Here is a 24,512-nt window from a genome sequence, read left to right as displayed (position 1 = left end):
CCCCTGCCGTTAAGCAGGGAATATCTGTCTTAGTATTACCAAATTTAAGAAGTAAAACTTGTAACAAAATATGTATATACGACAGAAATTTCTTACCTCTCCACATCAATAAAATGTAGATAGTAACACGAAAGAGTGGGTTTCCCCACTCTTTTTTTCACACAATATACATGACATGGTTATCTCGGTTAATAGTATACCATAGCAAATATTGATTTGCAAAGACTTTTCCTACCTATTAGAACAGTGATAACTGGTTTTGATCAGGTAGATCTCCTAAGCAACCTTGACTATCTAAATACTCAATAATTGTTTTTGAAACCTTACTGCGCTGCTGCAGGTCTTCTTTTGATAAGAAATCTCCATTTTTGCGTGCTTCTACAATACTTAAAGCTGCGTTTGTACCAAGACCAGGCACTGCATTAAATGGAGGAATTAAAGTATCCCCATCAATAATAAAGTCTGTCGCATGTGAGCGATATAAATCAACTTTTTGGAATGAGTATCCACGCTCACACATTTCAAGTGTCATTTCTAGTACCGTTAATAAACTCTTCTCTTTCGGCGCTGCATCCAAACCTTTTTGCGCAATTTCATCAATTCTTGCACGTATAGATGCTGAACCTTTCGCCATTGCCTCTACGTCAAAGTCATCTGCACGAACCGTAAAGTATGCCGCATAGAATAGAAGCGCGAAATGTACTTTAAAGTATGCGATACGCACAGCCATAAGTACGTACGCAGCCGCATGGGCCTTAGGGAACATGTACTTAATCTTCTTACATGAATCAATATACCAACCAGGTACATTATTACTTTTCATGTCCTCTTCCCATTCTTCAGGTACACCTTTACCTTTACGAACCGACTCCATGATTTTGAAGGCTAATGATGGATCTAAACCTTGATAGATTAAATATACCATGATGTCATCACGACAACCGATAACTTCACTCAGCGTACATGTACCGTTATAAATTAACTCATTTGCATTACCAAGCCATACATCCGTACCATGCGATAGTCCAGAAATTTGGACTAACTCTGAGAAGGTCGTCGGTTTCGTCTCTTCTAACATCTGCCTTACGAATTTCGTACCAAACTCTGGTATACCAAGCGTACCTGTTTTACAGTTAATTTGTTCTTCCGTTACCCCTAATGTCTCTGGACCCGAGAAAATTTTCATTACTTCTGGATCGTCCGTTGGGATTGTTTTCGGATCAATACCACTTAAATCTTGTAACATACGAATAACAGTCGGATCATCGTGTCCTAGTATATCAAGTTTCAATAAATTATCATGAATTGAGTGGAAATCAAAGTGTGTCGTTCGCCACTCAGCCCCTATTGAATCTGCCGGAAACTGTATTGGCGAGAAATCAAAGATGTCCATATAATCTGGCACAACGATAATACCACCTGGATGCTGTCCGGTTGTACGTTTTACACCGGTACATCCTGCTACTAAACGGTCAATCTCTGCATTTCGAATCGTTAAGTTATGATCATTTGCATAACCTTTTACATATCCATAAGCAGTTTTTTCCGCAACTGTACCAATCGTTCCTGCACGATATACGTAATCCTCACCGAACAGTACTTTCGTATAGTTATGGGCACGTGGTTGGTATTCCCCGGAAAAGTTCAAATCGATATCGGGTACTTTATCTCCTTTAAATCCAAGGAACGTTTCAAACGGAATATCATGCCCATCTTTTACGTATGGAACATTACATGTAGGGCAATCTTTATCTGGTAAGTCAAAACCAGAACCTACAGAGCCATCATTAAAGAATTCTGATTGCTTACACTTTGGACATACATAGTGTGGTGGTAATGGGTTTACTTCTGTAATTTCCATCATCGTTGCTACGAATGATGAACCTACCGATCCACGCGAACCTACTAAATATCCGTCTACTAATGATTTTTTTACTAGTTTATGTGAAATTAAATAAATTACGGCGAATCCATGCCCAATAATACTTTTTAATTCTTTTTCTAAACGTGCTTCTACAATTTCAGGTAACTCTTCACCATAAATGCTACGCGCCATTTCATAGCTCATATCACGCGTTTCATCATCTGCACCTTCAATTTTCGGAGTATATAAATCATCCTTTACTGGATGAACATCGCCAATTAACGATGCAACCTTTTGTGTATTCGTTACGACAATTTCTTTCGCTACGTCTTCACCTAAGAATGAGAAACACTCTAACATTTCATCCGTTGTACGGAAATGTACAGGTGGTAATGAATGTCGGTTTAACGGATTGGCTCCGCCCTGCGAACTAACTAAAATTTTACGATACATTGCATCTTCTGGATCTAAGTAATGCACGTTTCCGGTAGCGACAACGGGTTTATCTAACGTCTCACCTAGTTTAACTAAGTTAGAAATAATTGTTTTTAATTGCCCTTCATCTCGAACGAGTTCACGCTCTACTAAATGACGTAACACATCTGGCGGCATGACTTCAATGTAATCATAGAACTGCGCAATTTCTTCTACCTCTTCAGGTGCTTTTTGCATCATTGCCTCAAACACTTCACCTTTATCACAAGCCGTTCCTACTAAAATTCCTTCACGGTATTTTTTTAATAGCGACCTCGGTACTCGTGGTACACGGTAAAAGTAATTTAAGTGAGAGTATGAAACAAGTTTATATAAATTTTTCAACCCAACATCTGATGTAGCAAGTAATGTCATATGACTTGGGCGTCCACGCTTATACGCGTCCCCTTGCCCCATACTATCATTTAATTGATCGTGATATTCAAATCCTTTTTCAATCACATCTTTTAACATTTTCACAAGTAAATATCCCGTTGCCTCTGTATCATAAATCGCACGGTGATGTTGCGTTAATTCAATATCAAGCTTTTTACACATCGTATTTAATCGATGGTTTTTCATTTCTGGGAATAAGAATCGTGCAAGTTCTAACGTATCTATTACTGGATTTGTCGTTTTTTCTAAACCAGCTTTTTTAAACCCTACGTTAATAAAGCCCATATCGAAGCTTGCGTTATGAGCAACAAGTGTATGGTCGCCCATCCATTCCTCAAACTTTTTAAACACCTCGTCCACTTCTGGTGCATCAGTTAACATATCATCTGTAATACCTGTTAATTCAATGATCGTTGCCGATAATGGTTGATGCGGATTTGCAAAAGATTCAAAGCGGTCAATAATTTCGCCGCCTTTTACTTTTACAGCAGCTAACTCAATAACTGTATCGTATACAGCTGATAACCCTGTCGTCTCAACGTCGAAAACAACATACGTTTCCTCTGCAAGTAAACGATGCGCTTCGTTATACGCTATTGGTACACCATCATTAACTAAATTCGCTTCTACACCATATATAACTTTAACTCCAGCCTTTTTCCCCGCAGAATATGCTTCCGGGAACGACTGAGCCACAGCATGGTCTGTAACCGCAATCGCCTCATGCCCCCATTTACCTGCTTGGGCCACAAGTCTAGATACAGGAGTAACAGCATCCATTTGACTCATCGGTGTATGAAGGTGCAGCTCTACTCGTTTTTCACCTTCTGGCGCTTTATCTTTACGCGATGGTCCTGTTATTTCATTAATATCATTTGCAATCATTACTAAATCTCGAACGAATGTATCATTTTGAACAGAACCACGAGCCTTCACCCACATTCCTTTTTTCAAGGATTGTAGCATTGGAATATCTTCTTTATCACGTGAGAACATTTTGATCATAATCGAATCTGTATAGTCCGTTATTTTTAAAGTTAATAACGTACGTCCACTACGAAGTTCTTTCGTTTCCACATGGAAGACATATCCTTGCACCGTTTTTCTTCTTTCTTCATCTTGAATTTCTCGCATCGGTGTAATCTCTTCATCCGGCTTAATAAGATACCCAAGTGTGATCGGCCCTTCATGCACAACGCTGCTTTCTTCAGCTTGCTTCTTCGCCATTTCTTCCATAGCTTGTATAACACGCTCGCGGTCTTCTTGCTGCGTTTGCTCACGAAACTTTTGCATTTCTTCTGTATTTTGCTGTATATGTGTGTCTAACTGGAAACGTGGGAATCCAAAAGCCTCGTATTGATCCCCTATTGGTTTCGCAACGTTTTTCTTTAAAGCAGTAGATTCTAGCTCATTATTCACATTTATAAGTAACTTCACTCCATTCACCTGTGGAAGCTGCTTCTTTAAATAAGCAAACATAGGTGAAAATGTAATTCGTTCCATACAAAGTGGCCAATATGTCCTCACTTCTTCTTCAGTAAATTGTTTATTCTCTGTTTCTAATGCAAATGTTGTTCTTGCAATATGAGAAAATGATTGCTTAAGCTTTGTTTCTAGCAATTCATATAATTCTGTAGGCAAAATACGTGGCACTTGTAAATTAAAATGCCAACTTTTATTTGCTTTATCAATAACGAGCCTTTCAATACCACCGCCTTGTAAATATTGATTTATTAAGTCGTCTGGTATTTGCAACTGCTGGAGCAAAATTTGAAATCGCTCTTGTTGTTCATTTGTTAAAGACATAAGCACTCTCCTTCCATTTGCTATTATAAATTGAAACGTACTACAAAGAAAGATTTCTCCCTTCTTCTTTTACAAAATACGTTTACAAAGAAAGAGAAGGTACCTCATTACGAGGTACCTCTTCTTATTTTAAAATATTAGCAATATATGTTTGAAGTTCTTCTACTTTCACTTCTTCAGACTCACCTGTAGCGCGTACTTTTACTTCTACAATACCTTCGTCTGCTTTTTTACCAACTGTCACGCGAACCGGAAGGCCGAATAAATCTGCATCAGCAAATTTAACACCTGCACGTTCTGCACGATCATCTAGTAATACTTCATATCCTTGCTCTTGTAATGAGTTATAGATGTTTTCACCCATTTCACGTTGTGCATCAGATTTCATATTTACTGGAATTACATGCACATGGAACGGTGCAACAGCTTTTGGCCAAACTAAACCGTTCTCATCATTAAACTGCTCTGCAATTGCTGCCACTGTACGAGACACACCAATGCCGTAACACCCCATAATAAGTGGTTGTGTTTTTCCGTTTTCATCTAGGAATGTTGCGTTCATTGCTTCACTATAACGAGTTCCTAATTTGAATACATGACCAACTTCAATTCCACGCGCGAAAAGAATTGTTCCGTTTCCGTCTGGAGATTGGTCTCCTTCTTGAATGAAACGTAAATCTGTATATTGACTTACTTTAAAGTCACGTTCTGGATTTACATTTACATAATGGAATCCTTCTTCATTCGCTCCTGAACATCCATTAACAATTGATGCTACAGCATGATCAGCGATAATTTCGATATCATCTGTTACACCAATCGGTCCTAATGAACCAACTTCACAATTTAATAGTTCTTTTACTTCTACATGAGAAGCAAGCTCAACAACTGAAGCACCGTATACATTTTTCACTTTTACATCGTTTACTTCATGATCACCACGAACAAGTACAACTACTAATTTCTCATCTACTTTAAATACCATAGACTTAATGCACTTGTCAGCTTCAATGTTTAAGAATGCAGATACTTCTTCAATTGCTTTTTGGTCTGGTGTTGCTACTTTTTCAAGTGCTTTTTCTGCTTCGTCACTCTTCGTATACGCAGCTACAACAGGAGCCATTTCGATGTTTGCTGCATAATCAGATGTATCAGAGTATGCAATTGTATCTTCACCAACATCAGATAATACCATAAATTCATGTGTATCTTTTCCGCCCATTGCACCAGAATCAGCAATAACCGCACGGAAATTCAAACCACAACGAGTAAAAATGTTAGAGTACGCTTTGTATAAGCGATCGTACACTTCATCTAAGCTCTCTTGTGTAGCATGGAAAGAGTATGCATCTTTCATTAGAAACTCTCTTCCGCGTAATAAACCGAAACGAGGTCTTTGTTCGTCACGGAATTTTGTTTGAATTTGGTATAATGTTAATGGTAATTTTTTATATGATTTCACTTCATCACGTACAAGATCCGTAATTACTTCCTCGTGTGTCGCTCCTAATGCGAATTCACGAGCGTTACGATCTTTCATACGCATTAATTCAGATCCGTAAGAATACCAACGGCCTGATTCTTGCCATAATTCTGCAGCTTGCATCGCTGGCATTAATAATTCTACAGCACCTGCGCGCTCCATTTCTTCTCGAACGATACGTTCTACTTTGTGTAGTACTTTTAAACCAAATGGTAGAAAACTATAAATACCAGAAGCATTTTGACGCATAAACCCTGCACGAAGTAATAACTGATGACTCTTAATCTCCGCATCAGCTGGAACTTCACGTAATGTAGGACTGAATACCATACTTTGTTTCATCTATTCGCACCTCTTCATTTTACTCTTACACGCAGTAAAACCCCTCACCTCGAGTTAGGTGAGGGATTTTATTCTACGAGCTCTATTTCATTATAAGTTTCACTTTATTTTACAAGAAAAACTTACGAATGTCATTCCAAGTTACAACTAACATAAGTAACATTAATAATGCAAAACCAATAAAGTGAACCATTCCTTCTTTTTGACGGTCAATTGGTTTCCCTCGTAATGCCTCAATTAAGAAGAAGAACAAACGTCCGCCGTCTAAAGCTGGAACTGGTAGTAAATTAAATAAACCAAGGTTAATACTTAATACTGCTGCTAAACTTAATACACGGGTAAATCCATAATCTACAACTTGATCTGTTAGATTATAAATTCCTACTGGACCTGACAACTCATTGATAGAGAATTGACCAGTTACTAATTTCACAAGAGACTCAAAAATTAGTTTCGTCCATTGGTATGTTTGTTCAAAACCTGATTTAATAGAACCCATTACCGTTTTTTCTACTGGAGAGTAAACACCAATTCTACCAACTTCTTCTTTACCTTCTTTATCAAGCGTTGGCGTTACCTTCACATTAAACTGTTCACTATCACGCTTTACTTGTAGCGTAATTTCCTTATTCGGGTTTTCACGTACAATAGTAACAACATCTTTCCATGTACTTGTGTTTTTCCCATCAATTGCTTGAATTGTATCATTTTCTTTTAATCCAGCTTGCTCTGCTGCACTATTCTCCATTACTTTTCCGACCATCGGCTTGTCAACAGGTACACCTTGTACAAATCCAAGAATCACAAAAATAACAAATGCTAAAATGAAGTTCATCGCAGGACCTGCAAAGATTGTTAAGGCACGTTGACCTAATTTTTTAGAGCCAAACTGCCTATTATACGGAGCAATTTGAATTTCTTCACCAGCAGTAATAATACGAGCCTTTTCATTCACTCGGAATGTTTGAAGGTCTTCCTCGTACTCTTCGTAGCCCGAAATTGTTAAATTATGTTCTAAATCAGCTTGTTCCACTTCAATAACGCGAACATTTGGATACTTTTCATATCCATCAAAAACTAATTTGGCAACTTCGTCTTTTTCATTTAATACAAGACCAACCTTTTTCCCAGGCTTTAACTCAACTGTATCTGCATCCTCGCCAGCCATTCTTACATAGCCACCAAGGGGCAGTAATCGAATCGTATACACCGTTTCATTCTTTTCAAATGAGAATATTTTCGGACCAAAACCAATCGCAAACTCACGGCATAAAATACCTGCTCTTTTTGCGAAATATAGATGCCCTAGCTCATGGAAAAATACGAGTGCACCGAAAATTAATATAAAGGCAATCGCTGTATTCAATTCCATACCACCTTTGCTAAATTTGTTCCATCACAAACCGTCTTGTGGCTGCATCAATTTCCAGAATTTCCTCTAAGCTCGGACGTGCAATGACATTGTGATGGTTCATTGCTTTTTCAATGAGGTCTTCCACTGTTAAGAAACCAATTCTCTTTTGTAAAAAAGCTTCAACAGCTACTTCATTCGCTGCATTCATTACAGCTGGCATACTTCCGCCTGCTTTTCCAGCTTCATATGCAAAGCGCAAGCAACGGAAACGTTCTTGGTTCATTTTCTCAAAATGCAATGTACCCATTTCCCATAAATTTAACTGCTTTGTGTCTGAAAGAGGTAATCGATCAGGATATGTAAGTGCGTATTGAATTGGTACTCGCATATCAGGTGAGCCAAGCTGCGCCATCACACTACGATCTTCAAATTCAACCATAGAATGAATAATACTTTCTTTATGTAAAACAACATCGATTTGCTCATAAGGGATACCAAAAAGCCAATGTGCTTCAATTACTTCTAGCCCCTTATTCATCATTGTAGCAGAATCAATTGTAATTTTCGAACCCATTGACCAGTTTGGATGTCGAAGCGCATCTTCTACGGTCACATGATGCAATTCATCTCTCGTTTTATCACGGAAACTTCCTCCTGAAGCCGTAATAATTAGTCGAGAAATTCTTTTTTCATTTTCACCATTCAAGCATTGAAAAATAGCTGAATGTTCACTGTCTACTGGAAGTAACGAAACATTATGTTTTCGTGCTGCTTCCATTACAAGATGCCCTGCAGTTACTAACGTTTCTTTGTTTGCAATTCCAATTGTTTTTTTCGCCTCAATTGCACGAAGTGTTGGTAACAACCCTACGCTACCTACAACAGCATTTACTACAATCTCCGCATCTGGATGTAATGCTACTTCTAAAAGCCCTTCACTACCATATACAATTTTTGTATTACCAGAAACAGCTTGTAGTTTTAAAACATCTTCCTCTCTTTGCACAGAGACAATTTGCGGAGAAAATTCTTGAATTACCTTTACTGCGTAGTCAATATTTTTCCCTACAGAAAAAGCAACGAGACGGAATTGGTCTGGGTGCGAGCGTAATACATCTAACGTTTGTGTACCAATTGATCCGCTTGCACCTAATAAACTAATGTTTTTCATGACTCCAACCCCTCGTTCATTCATTAATTGTATTGTAATAAGAAGTAGAGAATTGGTAAAACGAATAACCAACTATCTGTTCGATCTAATATACCACCATGTCCAGGTAAAATTGTACCTGAATCTTTTACGCCATAATGACGTTTAAATGCAGATTGTACTAAATCACCAATTTGTCCAAAAATAGAAATGATAATTGTCAACACAATTAAAATCCCTACATTAGCCTCAACTGGGAAGAACATATTGTAAACAAGTGCCACAACAATCCCACAAACGATACCGCCTAACGAACCTTCAATCGTTTTATTCGGACTAATTTCTGGCCATAATTTTCTTTTTCCTAATGCTTTTCCTACGAAATATGCGCCTGAATCCGTAGCCCATATAACAAATAATGCGCAAAACACATATTTAATTCCTAAAATTCTCGTTTCATTCAAATATAGGAATCCCATTGCAACATATGTTGTTGCCATTAGTAAAAAGGAAGCATGGTCAAAAGTAAATGTATTCTTAGAAAGGACTGTATATGATAAAAGTAATAAAACTATCACAAATGTGATTTCTAATTTACCTAATCCAATCCAAGTAAACAGTTCTGATGCACTACTTGGAATTAAAATAACCCATAATAATACTGCAGCTAAAACTGTTGGTACTGAAATAAGCGTAAGCTTATTCATACGAATTAATTCATATAAACCTATAGAAGCAAGTGCATACACTAAAACCGTAAAAGGCACGCCACCGTAAATTACGATGGGAATGAATAGCGCGGCAGCAACCACTCCAGTAATAATTCTCTGTTTCACTACCAAACCCTCTCTTTCTACACGCCTCCGAATCTGCGCCCTCTATGTTGAAAGTCTGTAATCGCATTTAGCAAATGTTCCTCGGTAAAATCTGGCCAATACACATCTGTAAACCAAAATTCCGAATACGCAATTTGCCATAACATGAAATTACTAATACGTAGCTCTCCGCTCGTACGGATTAACAACTCTGGGTCAGGTAAAGAACTCGTCATTAAGTAGGAAGAAAGCATTTCTTCACTTACATCTTCAACACGAATTTTCCCTTCCTCACTATCTTTCACCATATGTTGCACAGCAGAAACGATTTCATCTCGACTTCCATAGTTTAACGCGAAATTAAGAATTAATCCCGTATTCTCTTTCGTATCTTCCACGGCCTTCTCCATCGCTCTGCGTGTATGCGTAGGAAGACGATCTTGTTGTCCTATTACTCGGACTTGTACGTTCTCTTCAATCAATTCTGGTAAAAAAGTACCTAAAAATTCTTCTGGAAGCCTCATTAAGTAGTCAACTTCCTTTTTCGGTCTTTTCCAGTTCTCAGTTGAAAAAGCATAAAGAGTTAATACTTTCACATTAAGTTTGCTTGCAAATTTTGTGATTTTCTTTACAACTTGCATGCCTTCATGATGTCCCGCAATACGAGGCATCGCTCTCCTCTTTGCCCATCTTCCATTACCATCCATAATAATGGCAATATGTTCTGGGATATATCCTTTTTTCACTTCTTCAACGAGATGATCAAACGATGCGACCTTTTTACTTTTAAAAAAAGGAAAGTTTTTAAACATCATTCATACCCTCCAGCAAGCAGACGTATGCCTAAAAGTGTAAAAAGACCCCCTTAAGAAGAGGGTCATATTTGCGAAAGTATCGCTATTACACTTCCATGATTTCTTTTTCTTTGTTTTTTGCGATTTCGTCAACTTTTGCAATATATTTATCTGTTTCTTTTTGGATATCTTCAGTATATCCTCTTAAATCATCTTCTGTAATCTCGCCAGCTTTTTCAAGCTTCTTAAGATCATCGTTACCGTCACGACGTACGTTACGAACAGCAACCTTTGCTTCTTCAGCATATTTTTTCACAACTTTAACAAGATCACGACGACGCTCTTCAGTTAATGCAGGGAATGCAATACGAATTACCGTTCCGTCATTAGAAGGGTTTAAGCCTAAATCTGCTTTTAAAATTGCTTTTTCGATATCACCGATAGAAGTTTTATCATAAGGTTGAATTACAAGTAAACGTGCTTCTGGAACTGTAATGTTCGCTAATTGCACAACTGGTGTTGGTGCACCATAGTAATCAACTTGTACTTTATCTAATACTGACGCATTTGCACGGCCAGCACGAACTGTTGCTAATTCACGAGAATAAGCAGCAACTGCTTTTTCCATTTTTTCATTTGAAGACTTCAATACTTGTTGTCCCATATTTATTTCCCCCTTACAACTGTTCCGATATTTTCGCCTAAAACGGCACGTTTAATATTACCTTTTTCCATAACTGAGAATACAATTAATGGAATATCATTATCCATACATAGAGAAGAAGCTGTAGAATCCATTACACCTAAACCTTCTTTTAATACATCTAAGTAAGTAAGCGTTTCGTATTTCGTAGCTGTTGGATCAATAGATGGGTCCGCATTGTATACGCCATCTACATTATTTTTCGCCATTAAAATTACGTCTGCTTCAATTTCTGCCGCACGTAATGCTGCTGTTGTATCTGTAGAGAAGTATGGATTACCTGTACCTGCTGCAAAGATTACAACACGTTTCTTCTCTAAGTGACGAACTGCTTTACGACGAATGTAAGGCTCTGCCACTTGACGCATTTCAATTGAAGTTTGTACGCGAGTTTGAATTCCAATGTTCTCTAAGCTATCTTGAAGAGCTAATGAATTCATAACTGTCGCTAACATGCCCATGTAATCTGCTCCTGCACGATCCATGCCCATCTCACTTCCAATTTTTCCACGCCAAATGTTACCGCCACCAACAACAACAGCAACCTCTACATCAAGTTCTGCAATTTCTTTCACTTGTTCCGCAACTGATTTAATAACAGCTGGGTTAATTCCAAATCCTTGCTCGCCAGCTAAAGCTTCTCCACTCAGCTTTAAAACGACACGATTATATTTCGGTTTACTCATAATGAACCTCCAATTGCTTACATCTTTATTTTAAAAAAGGGAACACAATGTGTTCCCTAATCTGTATTAGTTACTACCTTTTACTTGGTTCATTACTTCTTCAGCAAAGTTGTCTTCGCGTTTTTCGATACCTTCACCAACAGCGTAGCGAACGAATCCTTTTAATGTTCCGCCTTTAGACTCAACGAACTGACGAACTTTCATATCAGGGTTTTTAACGAATGCTTGGTCAAGTAAGCAAATTTCTTCGAAGAATTTGCCAAGACGGCCTTCAACCATTTTTGCAACGATTTTTTCAGGCTTGCCTTCGTTTAACGCTTGTTGTGTTAATACTTGACGCTCATGCTCAACTTCTTCAGCTGTTACAGCATCGCGGTCGATGTATTTAGGGTTAACTGCTGCAATGTGCATTGCTACATCTTTAGCAGCTGCTTCATCAGTAGAACCTTCAAGAACTGTTAGAACACCAATGCGTCCACCCATGTGTAGGTAAGCACCGAATGCATCTGCATCAGTTTTTGTTACGATTTCGAAACGACGAAGTGTAAGTTTTTCACCAATTTTAGCGATTGCTTCGTTGATGTGCTCTTCTACTTTTTTACCGTTTTCCATTGTTTGAGCCATAGCTTCTTCAACGTTAGCTGGTTTGTTAGCTAATAAGTGAGCAGCTAATTCTTTAATTAATGTTTGGAAACCTTCGTTTTTCGCAACGAAATCAGTTTCAGAGTTTAATTCTAAGATTAAACCGTCGTTACCGTTTGTTTCGATGAAAGTTAAACCTTCAGCAGCGATGCGGTCTGCTTTTTTAGCAGCTTTCGCGATACCTTTTTCACGTAAGAAGTCAATTGCCTTCTCCATGTCACCATTAGTTTCTGTTAAAGCTTTTTTGCAGTCCATCATACCTGCGCCAGTTTTTTCACGTAATTCTTTTACCATTTGTGCAGTGATTGCCATAGTTTTCATCCTCCTAAAATATGTATTTATACCTTTAATAAAGGTGTTTATACCTTAAAAAAGGTGATAAAAGGCCGAACCCCTTATCACCTTTCCAACTTTGTTACGCAGTAACAGTTTCTTCACCTTGTTTTGCTTCAAGGATCGCGTCTGCCATTTTAGATGTAAGAAGTTTTACAGCACGAATTGCATCATCGTTTGCTGGGATAACGTGATCGATTTCGTCTGGATCACAGTTTGTATCAACGATACCGATGATTGGAATGTGTAATTTGCGTGCTTCAGCAACTGCAATACGCTCTTTACGAGGGTCTACTACGAATAATGCACTTGGAAGACCTTTCATATCTTTAATACCGCCTAAGAATTTCTCAAGACGCTCTAACTCTTTTTTAAGTTGAACAACTTCTTTCTTAGGAAGTACTTCGAAAGTACCATCTTCTTGCATTCTTTCGATGTCTTTAAGACGCTTGATACGCTTTTGGATTGTTTGGAAGTTTGTTAAAGTTCCACCTAACCAACGTTGGTTAACGAAGTACATACCAGCACGAGTTGCTTCTTCTTTAATAGCTTCTTGTGCTTGTTTTTTAGTACCTACGAATAAGATGTCTCCGCCTTCAGCAGCGATGTCGCGCATCGTTCTGTAAGCTTCCTCAACTTTTTTCACAGTTTTTTGTAAGTCGATGATGTAGATACCGTTACGCTCTGTGAAAATGTAACGCTTCATTTTTGGGTTCCAACGACGAGTTTGATGTCCGAAATGAACACCAGCTTCAAGCAATTGCTTCATAGAAATTACTGACATAATATAGTTCCTCCTAAATGGTTTTTGATATCCTCCGTTTACTTCATCTCTAAGCGAAACTACAAACGTAGCACCAACACTTAAATCAGTAAACGTGTGTACTTTGTACTGACACCACTGCTTACTATATCATACTGAAATATTACAAGCAAGCCGAAAATGCGAACAATGTAAAACTTTCTTTGTTCACACTCGAATTCTAGTATTACCAACCTGTATTTCTTTTAAGCAAAAAAGCAAAATTCAATTTATAGATTTTCCAAGAAACACGATTATGACGCTATTTACAAACAACATCAATCTTTTATACACAAAAAAACTCTCCTCAAAAAATGAGGAGAGTTTTATAAATTAGTTTGTTTTTAATTTAGCAAGTTCATGTAAGAATTTGTCGTTTAATACTTTAATGTATGTTCCTTTCATACCTAAAGAACGCGACTCAATTACACCAGCACTCTCTAATTTACGAAGTGCATTTACGATTACAGAACGAGTGATTCCTACGCGGTCAGCGATTTTACTTGCAACAAGTAAACCTTCTGTTCCATTTAACTCTTCGAAGATGTGCTCGATTGCTTCTAACTCACTGTAAGATAATGAGCTGATCGCCATTTGAACAACGGCTTTACTACGTGCTTCTTCTTCGATTTCTTCTGCTTTTTCACGTAAAATTTCCATACCTACAACAGTTGAGCTGTACTCAGCAAGAATTAAATCATCGTCTAAGAACTCTTGACCAAGACGAGCTAACACTAGTGTACCTAGACGCTCACCGCCACCAACGATTGGTACGATTGTAGTTAAACCTTGACCGAATAATTCTTTGTTTTCTACTGGGAATGCTGTGTAAGCACTGTTTACATCTAAGTTTGAAGATGTTTCTGTAATGTTGAATAAGCTTTGTGTATACTCTTCTGGGAATTGACGCTCTGCAAGCATTTGTTTCATACGCTCATTCTCAATTTGTTGGTGAATTGCATAACCTAGTAATTTACCACGACGGCTTACTACGAATACGTTCGCTTCGATTACTTCACACATTGTGTCAGACATTTCTCTAAAGTTTACAGGCTTTCCTGCTGCGCTCTGTAATAACGCATTTAATTTTCTTGTTTTTGCTAATAATTCCATTTCAAAAGTTCCTCCTACATGTTACTCACATATTTTTTCATCACTTGGAAACTAGGGCGAGTCACCTGATGACACTATTACAAAATAAACTGGCTCACATCTTTATTTTTAGCAATCGTTGCTAATTTCTCCTCAACGTATTGAGGCGTTATCGTTATTTTCTCTAACGTAATTTCAGATGCTTCAAACGATAAATCTTCAAGGAGCTTCTCCATAATCGTATGAAGTCTTCTTGCTCCAATGTTATCTGTATCCTGATTAACTTGATAAGCAATCTCAGCAATCTTACGAATAGCTTCGTCTGAAAATTCAATTTCTATACCTTCAGTCGCTAATAAAGCCATATATTGTTTAATTAACGCATTGTCAGGCTCGATTAATATTTTAACAAAATCATCAGTCGATAATTTTGTTAATTCTACTCGAATCGGAAATCTCCCTTGTAATTCCGGAATTAAATCCGACGGTTTAGACATATGAAACGCTCCAGCTGCAACGAATAAAATATAATCCGTTTTTACTGATCCGTATTTTGTCGCAACATTCGATCCTTCTACAATCGGCAGAATGTCACGTTGCACACCTTCACGTGATACATCTACGCTATTCGACTGCTTACCAGCAATTTTGTCAATTTCATCGATAAAAATAATCCCGAGCTGTTCAGCACGATAAACAGCCTCTTGTGTAACTTCATCCATATCAATTAAGCGCTGTGCTTCCTCATTTGTCAAGAGTTTTCTTGCTTCTTTTACAGAAAGTTTACGTTTTTTTGTTTTTTTCGGCATAAAACTTCCTAATGCATCTTGGAAATTCATTCCCATTTGCTCCATGCCAGTTCCTTGCAACATATCGAACATAGAAGACTGTTGCTCAGTCACTTCAATCGATACAATTTCATCTTCAAGAAGTCCTGCAGCAAGCTTTCTTTCCACATCTTGACGTTTCTTTTCGATTTCTACATCTTCTTGTGCATCAGATGTTTGATTCGAATTTTGAGCACCACCAAATAACATTTCTAATGGGTTTTTAAATCCAGATTGTTTCTCTGGACTTGGCACTAAAATTTCAACAAGACGTTGATTCGCTTGTTCCTCTGCTTTATCTTGCACTTTAACTACCATTTCTTCTTTCACGATGCGAACCGACGTTTCCACAAGGTCACGTACCATCGATTCTACATCTCTACCTACATATCCAACTTCTGTAAATTTCGTAGCTTCAACCTTAATAAAAGGTGCTCCAACGAGTTTCGCCATTCGTCGTGCTACCTCTGTTTTACCAACACCTGTCGGTCCAATCATTAAAATATTTTTAGGCGCAATTTCATCACGTAGATTTTCAGCTAATTTACTTCGGCGGTATCGATTTCTTAAAGCTACAGCAACCGCTTTCTTTGCATCTTTTTGACCGATAATGTATTGATCTAATTTTTCCACAATTTGACGCGGAGTAAAATGTAAATGCATATAAAATGCCTCCCTTACGATTCTACAATTCTTCCACAATTATATTGTGGTTTGTATAAACACAAATATCGCCAGCAATGTCTAAACTCGCTTTCGCAATTTGCTTCGCTGTTAAATGTTCACTTGCATATTGCTTTAAAGCACGACCTGCAGAAAGCGCATAATTTCCACCAGATCCAATTGCTAAAATACCATCATCCGGTTCAATCACTTCTCCTGTGCCTGAAACAAGGAGCATCGTTGTTTTATCCATGACAATGAGCATCGCTTCTAGCTGACGTAACATTTTGTCGCCACGCCATTGTTTTGCCATCTCAACTGCAGCACGCTGTAAGTTCCCATTGTACTCTTCTAACTTCCCTTCAAACATTTCAAAAAGAGTAAATGCGTCAGCAACCGAACCCGCAAAACCAGCTAAAACTTTCCCTTGGAAAAGTTTACGAACTTTACGAGCTGTATGTTTCATTACAACAGCATTTCCCATTGTCACTTGGCCATCTCCAGCCATTGCACATTCTCCATTATGATGAACTGCAAATATCGTTGTAGCGTGGAAATTTCCCATAGAAAAAACTCCTTTATATGTTTTTATAGCTTTAAAAGCAATTTATGCCCGTGGGTGATGCTTCATGTAGACAGAACGCAATCTTTCTTTAGAGACATGCGTATAAATTTGTGTCGTCGACAAATTCTCATGACCGAGTAACTCCTGTACAGTACGTAAATCTGCCCCTTCATCTAACATATGTGTAGCAAATGTATGTCTTAACATATGGGGACTTATCCGCATTGTCAGTGAAGCCTTCTTAATGAGTTCGTTTAATACATAGCGTACTCCTCGACTTGTTAGCGGCGTTCCTTTCGCATTTAAAAATACCATATGAGAGTGTTCTTCAGTTTTGTGAGCTAACTGTTTTCTCCCGTTCTCTATATAAGTAATTAAAGCATCTTGTGCGTAGCTTCCGAACGGAATATACCTTTGTTTTTTTCCTTTCCCCATAACTAAAATTGTTCCCACCGCAAAGTCAATATCGGTAAGTTGTAAATTGACACATTCACTCACACGGATCCCAGTCGCATACATCAACTCTAATAAAGCTTGATTCCTTTGACCTAGCGGTGTTTCCGTGTCAGAAACTTCAAATAATTCCTCTAATTCTTCAGCATATAAAAACTTTGGGATTGACAATTCTTTTTTGGGGAGTGACGCAAGTGCAAACGGATTATCTTTCCGATAACCTTCACGCATCAAAAAACGATATAAACTTCGTAAGCTTGATACTTTTCTTGCGACAGATTTACGGGCTAACTTTTCATCGTGCAACGTAGTTAAGTACAAACGAACATCCGCGTATGTAATATCTAAAAAAGAGGATATGCCTTCTCGCTCCATAAATTGCACAAAATGTTCTAAATCATTTTGATAACTTGCAATTGTATATTTTGAATAATTTCTTTCAATTTGTAAATATCCAACGAATAATTGTAACAATTTCTTCACATTCACACAATTCACCTCAATAAAGGCTACTAAATCGTATCACAACTTAGTAGCCTTTGCAAGAAATTTAACTAAATATTTACAAAATTTTGAATCGTTTCTAAAGCGCGTGTTGCATAGGCTTCATTACGTTCTGCTTTTTTCTTAATTTTCTTCTCTAGTGGTGCAAACAATCCGAAGTTTGCATTCATTGGTTGGAAGTTTTTCGCGTTTGTCGCAGTAATATAATTCGCCATACTTCCCATTGCAGTTACAGGCGGTAATACAACCGGCTCTTCGCCTTTTACAAGTCGAGCAGCGTTAATACCTGCTAGCAATCCTGAAGCCGCCGATTCAACATATCCCTCTACTCCAGTCATTTGACCAGCGAAGAATAAATCATCACGTTGTTTATATTGGTATGTTGGACGAAGTAAGTTAGGTGAATTAATAAACGTATTACGATGCATTACACCATAACGTACAATCTCTGCGTTTTCCAGTCCTGGAATCAACTGTAACACTTCTTTTTGTGGTCCCCACTTTAAATGCGTTTGGAAACCTACAATATTGTATAACGTTCCCGCTGCATCGTCTTGACGTAACTGAACAACAGCATATGGTGTTTTCCCTGTTTTCGGATCTTCTAACCCAACAGGCTTCATTGGTCCAAATACTAATGTTTGTCTTCCTCTACTTGCCATAACCTCTACCGGCATACAACCTTCAAAGAAAATTTCTTTTTCAAATTCTTTTAAAGGTACTGTTTCAGCAGCGATTAAAGCCTCATAAAAACGGTCAAATTCCTCTTCCGTCATTGGGCAGTTTAAATATGCCGCTTCACCTTTATCGTAACGAGACTTTAAATACACTTTATTCATATCAATGCTGTCTTTCTCAACAATCGGTGCTGCAGCATCATAGAAATAAAAATAGTCTTCACCTGTTAATTCTTTTAATTGTGCAGAAAGATCAGGAGACGTAAGTGGACCTGTCGCGATAATAGTAGGACCTTCTGGAATTTCAGTGATTTCTTCATTCATCACAGTTACGTTCGGATGGTTTTTCACATATTCCGTTACTTTTGCCGCAAATTCATGACGATCTACAGCTAAAGCTCCTCCTGCTGGTACAGAGCACTCATCAGCTGCACGAATAATAACAGAATCCATTAAGCGCATTTCTTCTTTAATAACACCAACAGCATTTGTTAATGTATTTGCGCGAAGCGAGTTACTACATACTAGTTCTGCAAATTTATCTGTGTGATGAGCTGGTGTTTGTCTTACCGGTCTCATTTCGTATAATCTTACTTGGACACCACGTTTTGCAATTTGGTAAGCTGCTTCACTTCCTGCAAGACCTGCGCCAATGACGTTTACTACTTGTGTTGTCATATATTTATCACCTTTCCTTTTCTTCCCGAAAAAAATGTGAGCAGTTACGCTCACATTTGTTGTTCTTCTTCATAATCACACGAAATACATTGTACTTGCACGCCTTTTTTCAACTTCTTCTCTACTAGCATACCTTCGCACTTCGGGCATTTACGGCCAATCGGCTTATCCCAAGATACAAAGTCACACTCTGGATACGTACCGCAACCATAGAAAAGACGTTTCTTTTTATTACTACGACGTTCAATAATTTGACCTTTATCACATTTCGGACAAGTAACACCGATTTCTTTCACAATCGGTTTTGTATTACGACAATCTGGGAAATTCGAGCAAGCCATAAATTTCCCGTATTTACCCATTTTAAAGACCATTGGGTGTTCACATAATTCACAGTCTTCCCCAGCTGGTTCATCTTTAATTTCCACTTCACGCATTTCTTTTTCCGCTTTTTCTAAGCGCGGTTCAAAGCCTACGTAGAAATCATCAACAATTTTTACCCAATTCGCATTTCCTTCTTCTACTTCATCGAGGCTTTGCTCCATGTTAGCAGTAAATTCAATGTTAATAATTTCTGGGAAAAACTCTAAAATAAGTTCAATTACTATTTCACCAAGTTCAGTTGGAACAAAGCGTTTATTATCCAAACCTACGTATCCACGTTTTTGAATCGTTTCAAGTGTCGGTACGTAAGTCGACGGTCTTCCAATTCCAAGCTCTTCAAGTGTTCTTACTAAACGAGCCTCTGTATAGCGCGGTGGCGGTTGTGTAAAGTGTTGCTTCGGTTCTAAATCCTTCGAAAATACTGTTTCCCCTACTTCTAAAGGTGGTAACATCTTATCCTTTTCTTCAGCACCGTCATCTTTTGACTCTACATACACTTTCATAAATCCTGGGAACTTTACAACCGATCCACTTGCACGGAACTGAACATTGTTATTAATGAGTCTCGCTGTCACAGTATCCATTATAGCAGACGCCATTTGACTTGCAACAAATCGCTCCCAAATCAATTTATACAATCGAAGTTGATCACGACTTAAGAAACTCTTTAGTTCCTCTGGCTTTCTCATTACCGAAGTAGGACGAATTGCCTCATGCGCATCTTGCGCGTTCGACTTTTTCGTTTCTTTCTTCTTTTCTGTTCCTATGTATTCCGTACCAAACGCCTCTGTAATGAAAGTACGCGCCTCTGTTTGAGCTGTTTCTGAGATACGTGTTGAATCAGTTCTCATATACGTAATAAGACCGACAGTTCCTTGTTTTCCAAGATCAATTCCTTCATACAATTGCTGCGCAAGCATCATTGTTTTCTTTGCTCGCATGTTTAACTTACGCGCTGCCTCTTGTTGCAAGGAAGATGTTGTAAACGGTAATGCAGGATTACGTCTTCGCTCTTTGCGCGCTACATTTTCAACTGAGAACGCATTATCTTTCATCTGTTCAATTATTTCATTCACTTGCGTTTCATTCGTTAATTGAACTTTTTCACCATCTACACCGTAAAAGCTTGCTTCAAATGTGTCTTTCCCTTTCACAAATTCTGTCTTAATTGTCCAGAATTCTTCAGGCTCAAAACTTTGAATTTCTCTTTCACGTTCGATAATTAAACGAACTGCTACAGATTGTACGCGACCTGCACTTAATCCTTTTTTTACTTTCTTCCATAATAAAGGACTAATATTGTAACCAACAAGACGATCTAGTATACGTCTTGCTTGTTGTGCATCTACTAAATCCATATTAATTGCACGAGGATGTTTAAATGATTCTTTGATTGCATCTTTTGTAATCTCATTAAACACAACTCGGCAATCTGATTCCACGTCCACATTTAACGTATTCGCTAAATGCCAAGCAATTGCTTCTCCTTCGCGGTCTGGATCGGCCGCGAGATAGACTTTCTTTGCTTTTTTAGCCGCTGATTTTAAATCTTTTAAGACGGGACCTTTACCACGAATGGTAATATACTTCGGGGTGAAGTTGTTCTTTACTTCTATCCCCATTTGGCTTTTAGGTAAATCGCGAACGTGTCCCATAGACGCGACAACTTTGTATTTTTTCCCTAAATATTTCTCAATGGTCTTCGCCTTAGAAGGCGACTCCACGATTACGAGGTAATCTGACATGCTAGTGCCTCCTTAAGAGGTGGATTCAAGTCTTCATTAATCTTATTGATTTCTCTTGTTTTTGTCAATCAAGAATGAATATACCATACAGTGCCTATCTACCATTTGTCAATAATTGTTTAATAAAAACATAAAAATATAAGGTTAATTTAAAATCTCTTCTAGTATATCTTCTGCATTTCTTACTAGTTTCGCTCCTTGTTGAATTAGATGATTTGTTCCTGATGCACTATCTATAAATATAGGTCCAGGAAGTGCAAATACCTCTCTATTTTGCTCTAAAGCAAGGTCCGCAGTAATCAGTGTTCCGCTTCTTGATTTCGCTTCTACAACTAAAACTCCTTTACTTATACCACTAATAATCCGATTCCTTTTTGGAAAATACCATTTTTTCGGTGCATAGTGCGGAGGATACTCTGTTAATAACAATATATATTCATTCCATGCTTCATATAAATATCGATTCTCTTTTGGATATATATACGATAATCCGTGTCCTAGTATCGCAATAGTCGGGCAATGCCGTCTTACTGTAATTTCATGAGACATCGTATCTATTCCTCTTGCAAAACCACTTACAATAAGCCATCCCCTTTCTAATAATGGGTGTAAAATAAATTTTAAACTCTCATGTCCATATAAAGTCGGTTCTCTCGTTCCCACAACCGCTAATTTATTCGATTTATTAAGAAAACTCTTCTCTCCTTTTCCATATATTACAAAGGGGGGATCTTGTATTTCACGTAATAATTGGGGATAATCTTCATCCCATATAGTCATGTAAAAGATTCGATTTTTCTCTAAATAAGATATATATTGCGGGAGATTTGAACTTTGAAGAAATTTTACTAATTCTGAAGATTTTTCCGAGGATATTCCGGTGTAGTATTCCATTTGTTTTGCATTAAAAGTGTATATTCCCTTCAATTCTGGATCGACGTATAATAGCTTCTCAATCGCTTTCCAATGATCCGCTAATAAGTAGTGAAGATGCAATAATCGTTCTCTTTTCATTACAATTCTCCTTACCCATAATTTTTATTATGTAAACAAAAAGTTTGTAAAAAGACACCTTCAAACAAGAAGGTGTCTTTCAAAAGATTAGTAGTTTTTACAAGTCTCAAATAGACCTTTTTCTTTTAAGACAGAGATTAGCGTTTCACCCATAACTGCTGGAGTTTCCGCTACTTTAATACCACAAGCTTCCATCGTTTTAATCTTTTCTGCAGCAGTTCCTTTACCGCCAGAAATGATTGCACCAGCATGGCCCATACGTTTGCCAGCAGGCGCTGTTTGGCCGCCAATGAAGCCTACAACAGGTTTTGTCATATTAGCTTTCACCCATTCAGCTGCCTCTTCTTCCGCTGTACCACCGATTTCACCAATCATAATTACAGCATGTGTTTCTTCATCTTCGTTAAATGCTTTTAACGCATCAATAAAGTCTGTACCGTTAACAGGGTCTCCGCCGATACCTACAGCCGTAGATTGACCAATACCTTCTTGTGTTAACTGGTGTACAGCCTCATACGTTAATGTACCAGAGCGAGATACGATACCTACATGACCTTTTTTATGAATGTATCCTGGCATAATACCGATTTTACATTCATCAGGCGTGATAACACCTGGGCAGTTTGGTCCAAGTAAACGTGTATGTTTACCAGCCATATATCTCTTTACGTTTACCATATCTAATACAGGAATCCCTTCAGTAATACACACTACTAAATCAATTTCTGCATCAACTGCTTCCATAATTGCATCAGCCGCAAAAGCGGGTGGAACGTATACAACTGAAGCGTTTGCGCCTGTTGCTTTCACTGCATCTTCTACAGTATCAAATACGGGTACACCTTCAATATCAGTGCCACCTTTACCTGGCGTTACACCACCGACAATTTTCGTACCGTATTCAATCATTTGTTTTGTGTGGAATAACCCTTGAGAACCTGTAATACCTTGAACAATAACTTTTGTATCTTTATTAACTAATACGCTCATTTTTCTCCCCCGCTTTCTATTAGCCCACTAGTGAAACAATTTTTTGTGCACCGTCTGCCATAGATTCTGCTGCAACAATATTTAAACCAGACTCATTTAAAATTTTCTTACCTAACTCTACGTTTGTACCTTCAAGACGTACAACTAAAGGTAATTCAAGACCTACTTGTTTCGTCGCTTCAATAACACCTTCTGCGATAACATCACACTTCATAATGCCACCAAAAATGTTAACGAAGATACCTTTTACATTTTTGTCAGAAAGGATAATTTTGAATGCTTCTGTAACTTTTTCAGCTGTTGCACCGCCACCAACATCTAAGAAGTTAGCTGGATCGCCATGATAATGTTTAATGATATCCATTGTAGCCATTGCTAAACCTGCACCATTAACCATACAACCGATATTTCCATCTAAAGGAATGTAGTTTAAGTCATATTTAGAAGCTTCAATCTCTTTTGCATCTTCTTCATCAAGATCGCGAAGTTCTAAAATATCTTTATGGCGATATAAAGCATTAGAATCAAAGTTTAATTTCGCATCTAATGCCATAACTTTACCGTCACCTGTTGTTACAAGTGGATTAATCTCTGCGATAGAGCAATCTTTTTCGATAAATGCACGGTATAAGCCCATCATAAACTTCACAGCTTGTCCTACAAGTTCTTTTGGAATATTGATGTTAAATGCGATTCGGCGTGCTTGGAAGCCTTGTAAGCCTACTGCTGGATCAATATATTCTTTAAAGATTTTTTCAGGTGTTTGCTCTGCTACTTCTTCAATTTCTGTTCCGCCTTCTTCAGACGCCATTAAAACAACTTGAGAAGTTGCACGGTCTAAAACAAGACCTACATAATATTCTTTTTTAATATCGCAACCTTCTTCGATAAGTAAGCGTTTTACTTCCTTACCTTCAGGACCTGTTTGATGTGTCACAAGTGTAGTTCCTAAAATGCTCTCTGCATATGTACGAACTTCATCTAAATTTTTTGCAACTTTTACTCCGCCAGCTTTGCCGCGTCCACCAGCGTGAATTTGTGCTTTTACTACACATACATCCGTTCCTAATTCTTTTGCTGCTTCTACAGCTTCTTCTACTGTAAATGCAACCTTCCCGTTCGGAACGCTAACCCCATAGCTTCTAAGGACTGCCTTACCTTGGTACTCATGGATATTCATGGTCCCATCCTCCCCTGTTTTCCTGTTTTACTCGAAAAGTTTTTTAATGTTTAAAAAACATTACATTGCCATTGTATAAGATGATTGGCACGCTGT

19 protein-coding genes are annotated in these 24,512 nt (G+C 37.9%); all 19 read right to left on the bottom strand.

Annotation, left to right across the window (positions count from 1 at the left end; genetic code table 11):
• Positions 1–238: 238 nt before the first annotated feature.
• Positions 239–4,540 (bottom strand): PolC-type DNA polymerase III, encoded by a 4,302-nt coding sequence (locus tag VF726_RS11530; protein WP_440168111.1) that lies wholly within the window; start codon positions 4,538–4,540, stop codon positions 239–241.
• A gap of 124 nt (positions 4,541–4,664) precedes the next feature.
• Positions 4,665–6,365 (bottom strand): proline--tRNA ligase, encoded by a 1,701-nt coding sequence (locus VF726_RS11525; RefSeq protein ID WP_440168109.1) that lies wholly within the window; start codon positions 6,363–6,365, stop codon positions 4,665–4,667.
• Positions 6,366–6,474: 109 nt separating this feature from the next.
• On the bottom strand, positions 6,475–7,731 hold the full coding sequence (gene rseP, locus VF726_RS11520; RefSeq protein ID WP_440168107.1) for an RIP metalloprotease RseP: 1,257 nt from the start codon (positions 7,729–7,731) through the stop codon (positions 6,475–6,477).
• Positions 7,732–7,747: 16 nt separating this feature from the next.
• Positions 7,748–8,890, bottom strand: a complete 1,143-nt coding sequence (dxr, locus tag VF726_RS11515; RefSeq protein ID WP_016086609.1) for a 1-deoxy-D-xylulose-5-phosphate reductoisomerase — start codon at positions 8,888–8,890, stop codon at positions 7,748–7,750.
• A 23-nt stretch (positions 8,891–8,913) separates the two neighbouring features.
• The gene (gene cdsA, locus VF726_RS11510; protein ID WP_000813596.1) at positions 8,914–9,705 is read right to left on the bottom strand and encodes a phosphatidate cytidylyltransferase; all 792 of its coding nucleotides are present in this window, start codon (positions 9,703–9,705) and stop codon (positions 8,914–8,916) included.
• Positions 9,706–9,722: 17 nt separating this feature from the next.
• Positions 9,723–10,499 carry an isoprenyl transferase gene (gene uppS / locus VF726_RS11505; protein WP_440168104.1) on the bottom strand — a complete coding sequence of 259 codons (777 nt, stop codon included), beginning with the start codon at positions 10,497–10,499 and terminating at the stop codon, positions 9,723–9,725.
• A gap of 85 nt (positions 10,500–10,584) precedes the next feature.
• Positions 10,585–11,142: a ribosome recycling factor gene (gene frr / locus VF726_RS11500; protein WP_000531501.1), complete on the bottom strand. Its 558-nt coding sequence runs from the start codon at positions 11,140–11,142 to the stop codon at positions 10,585–10,587.
• Positions 11,143–11,144: 2 nt separating this feature from the next.
• Entirely contained in the window at positions 11,145–11,867 is a 723-nt protein-coding gene (gene pyrH, locus VF726_RS11495) for a UMP kinase (protein WP_000042663.1), read from the bottom strand.
• 66 nt (positions 11,868–11,933) lie between these two features.
• Positions 11,934–12,821: a translation elongation factor Ts gene (gene tsf, locus VF726_RS11490; RefSeq protein ID WP_002194822.1), complete on the bottom strand. Its 888-nt coding sequence runs from the start codon at positions 12,819–12,821 to the stop codon at positions 11,934–11,936.
• Between the two features lie 103 nt (positions 12,822–12,924).
• On the bottom strand, positions 12,925–13,626 hold the full coding sequence (gene rpsB / locus VF726_RS11485) for a 30S ribosomal protein S2 (RefSeq protein ID WP_000111485.1): 702 nt from the start codon (positions 13,624–13,626) through the stop codon (positions 12,925–12,927).
• Between the two features lie 351 nt (positions 13,627–13,977).
• On the bottom strand, positions 13,978–14,757 hold the full coding sequence (gene codY / locus VF726_RS11480; protein ID WP_000421288.1) for a GTP-sensing pleiotropic transcriptional regulator CodY: 780 nt from the start codon (positions 14,755–14,757) through the stop codon (positions 13,978–13,980).
• A gap of 77 nt (positions 14,758–14,834) precedes the next feature.
• The gene (hslU, locus tag VF726_RS11475) at positions 14,835–16,226 is read right to left on the bottom strand and encodes an ATP-dependent protease ATPase subunit HslU (RefSeq protein ID WP_061678204.1); all 1,392 of its coding nucleotides are present in this window, start codon (positions 16,224–16,226) and stop codon (positions 14,835–14,837) included.
• A 22-nt stretch (positions 16,227–16,248) separates the two neighbouring features.
• Positions 16,249–16,791: an ATP-dependent protease proteolytic subunit HslV gene (hslV, locus tag VF726_RS11470; protein WP_000526271.1), complete on the bottom strand. Its 543-nt coding sequence runs from the start codon at positions 16,789–16,791 to the stop codon at positions 16,249–16,251.
• Positions 16,792–16,833: 42 nt separating this feature from the next.
• Positions 16,834–17,733, bottom strand: a complete 900-nt coding sequence (gene xerC / locus VF726_RS11465) for a tyrosine recombinase XerC (protein WP_029439591.1) — start codon at positions 17,731–17,733, stop codon at positions 16,834–16,836.
• 65 nt (positions 17,734–17,798) lie between these two features.
• Complete coding sequence (gene trmFO / locus VF726_RS11460) at positions 17,799–19,103, bottom strand: FADH(2)-oxidizing methylenetetrahydrofolate--tRNA-(uracil(54)-C(5))-methyltransferase TrmFO (RefSeq protein ID WP_062923086.1); 1,305 nt, start codon at positions 19,101–19,103, stop codon at positions 17,799–17,801.
• 50 nt (positions 19,104–19,153) lie between these two features.
• Positions 19,154–21,232 carry a type I DNA topoisomerase gene (gene topA / locus VF726_RS11455; RefSeq protein ID WP_440168097.1) on the bottom strand — a complete coding sequence of 693 codons (2,079 nt, stop codon included), beginning with the start codon at positions 21,230–21,232 and terminating at the stop codon, positions 19,154–19,156.
• A gap of 144 nt (positions 21,233–21,376) precedes the next feature.
• Positions 21,377–22,246, bottom strand: coding sequence for a DNA-processing protein DprA (gene dprA, locus VF726_RS11450; protein ID WP_440168095.1), 870 nt, complete (start codon positions 22,244–22,246; stop codon positions 21,377–21,379).
• Between the two features lie 87 nt (positions 22,247–22,333).
• Positions 22,334–23,236: a succinate--CoA ligase subunit alpha gene (gene sucD / locus VF726_RS11445; protein WP_000115178.1), complete on the bottom strand. Its 903-nt coding sequence runs from the start codon at positions 23,234–23,236 to the stop codon at positions 22,334–22,336.
• 19 nt (positions 23,237–23,255) lie between these two features.
• A complete protein-coding gene (gene sucC / locus VF726_RS11440) occupies positions 23,256–24,416 on the bottom strand; it encodes an ADP-forming succinate--CoA ligase subunit beta (protein WP_016086604.1) in 1,161 nt (386 codons plus the stop codon).
• Positions 24,417–24,512: the final 96 nt, after the last annotated feature.

This window comes from Bacillus sp. Brlt_9 (genome assembly GCF_051948935.1).
GTDB lineage: Bacteria > Bacillota > Bacilli > Bacillales > Bacillaceae_G > Bacillus_A.
Note: the sequence above shows the minus strand (reverse complement) of the source record. Positions and strands in the feature narration are given on the sequence as shown.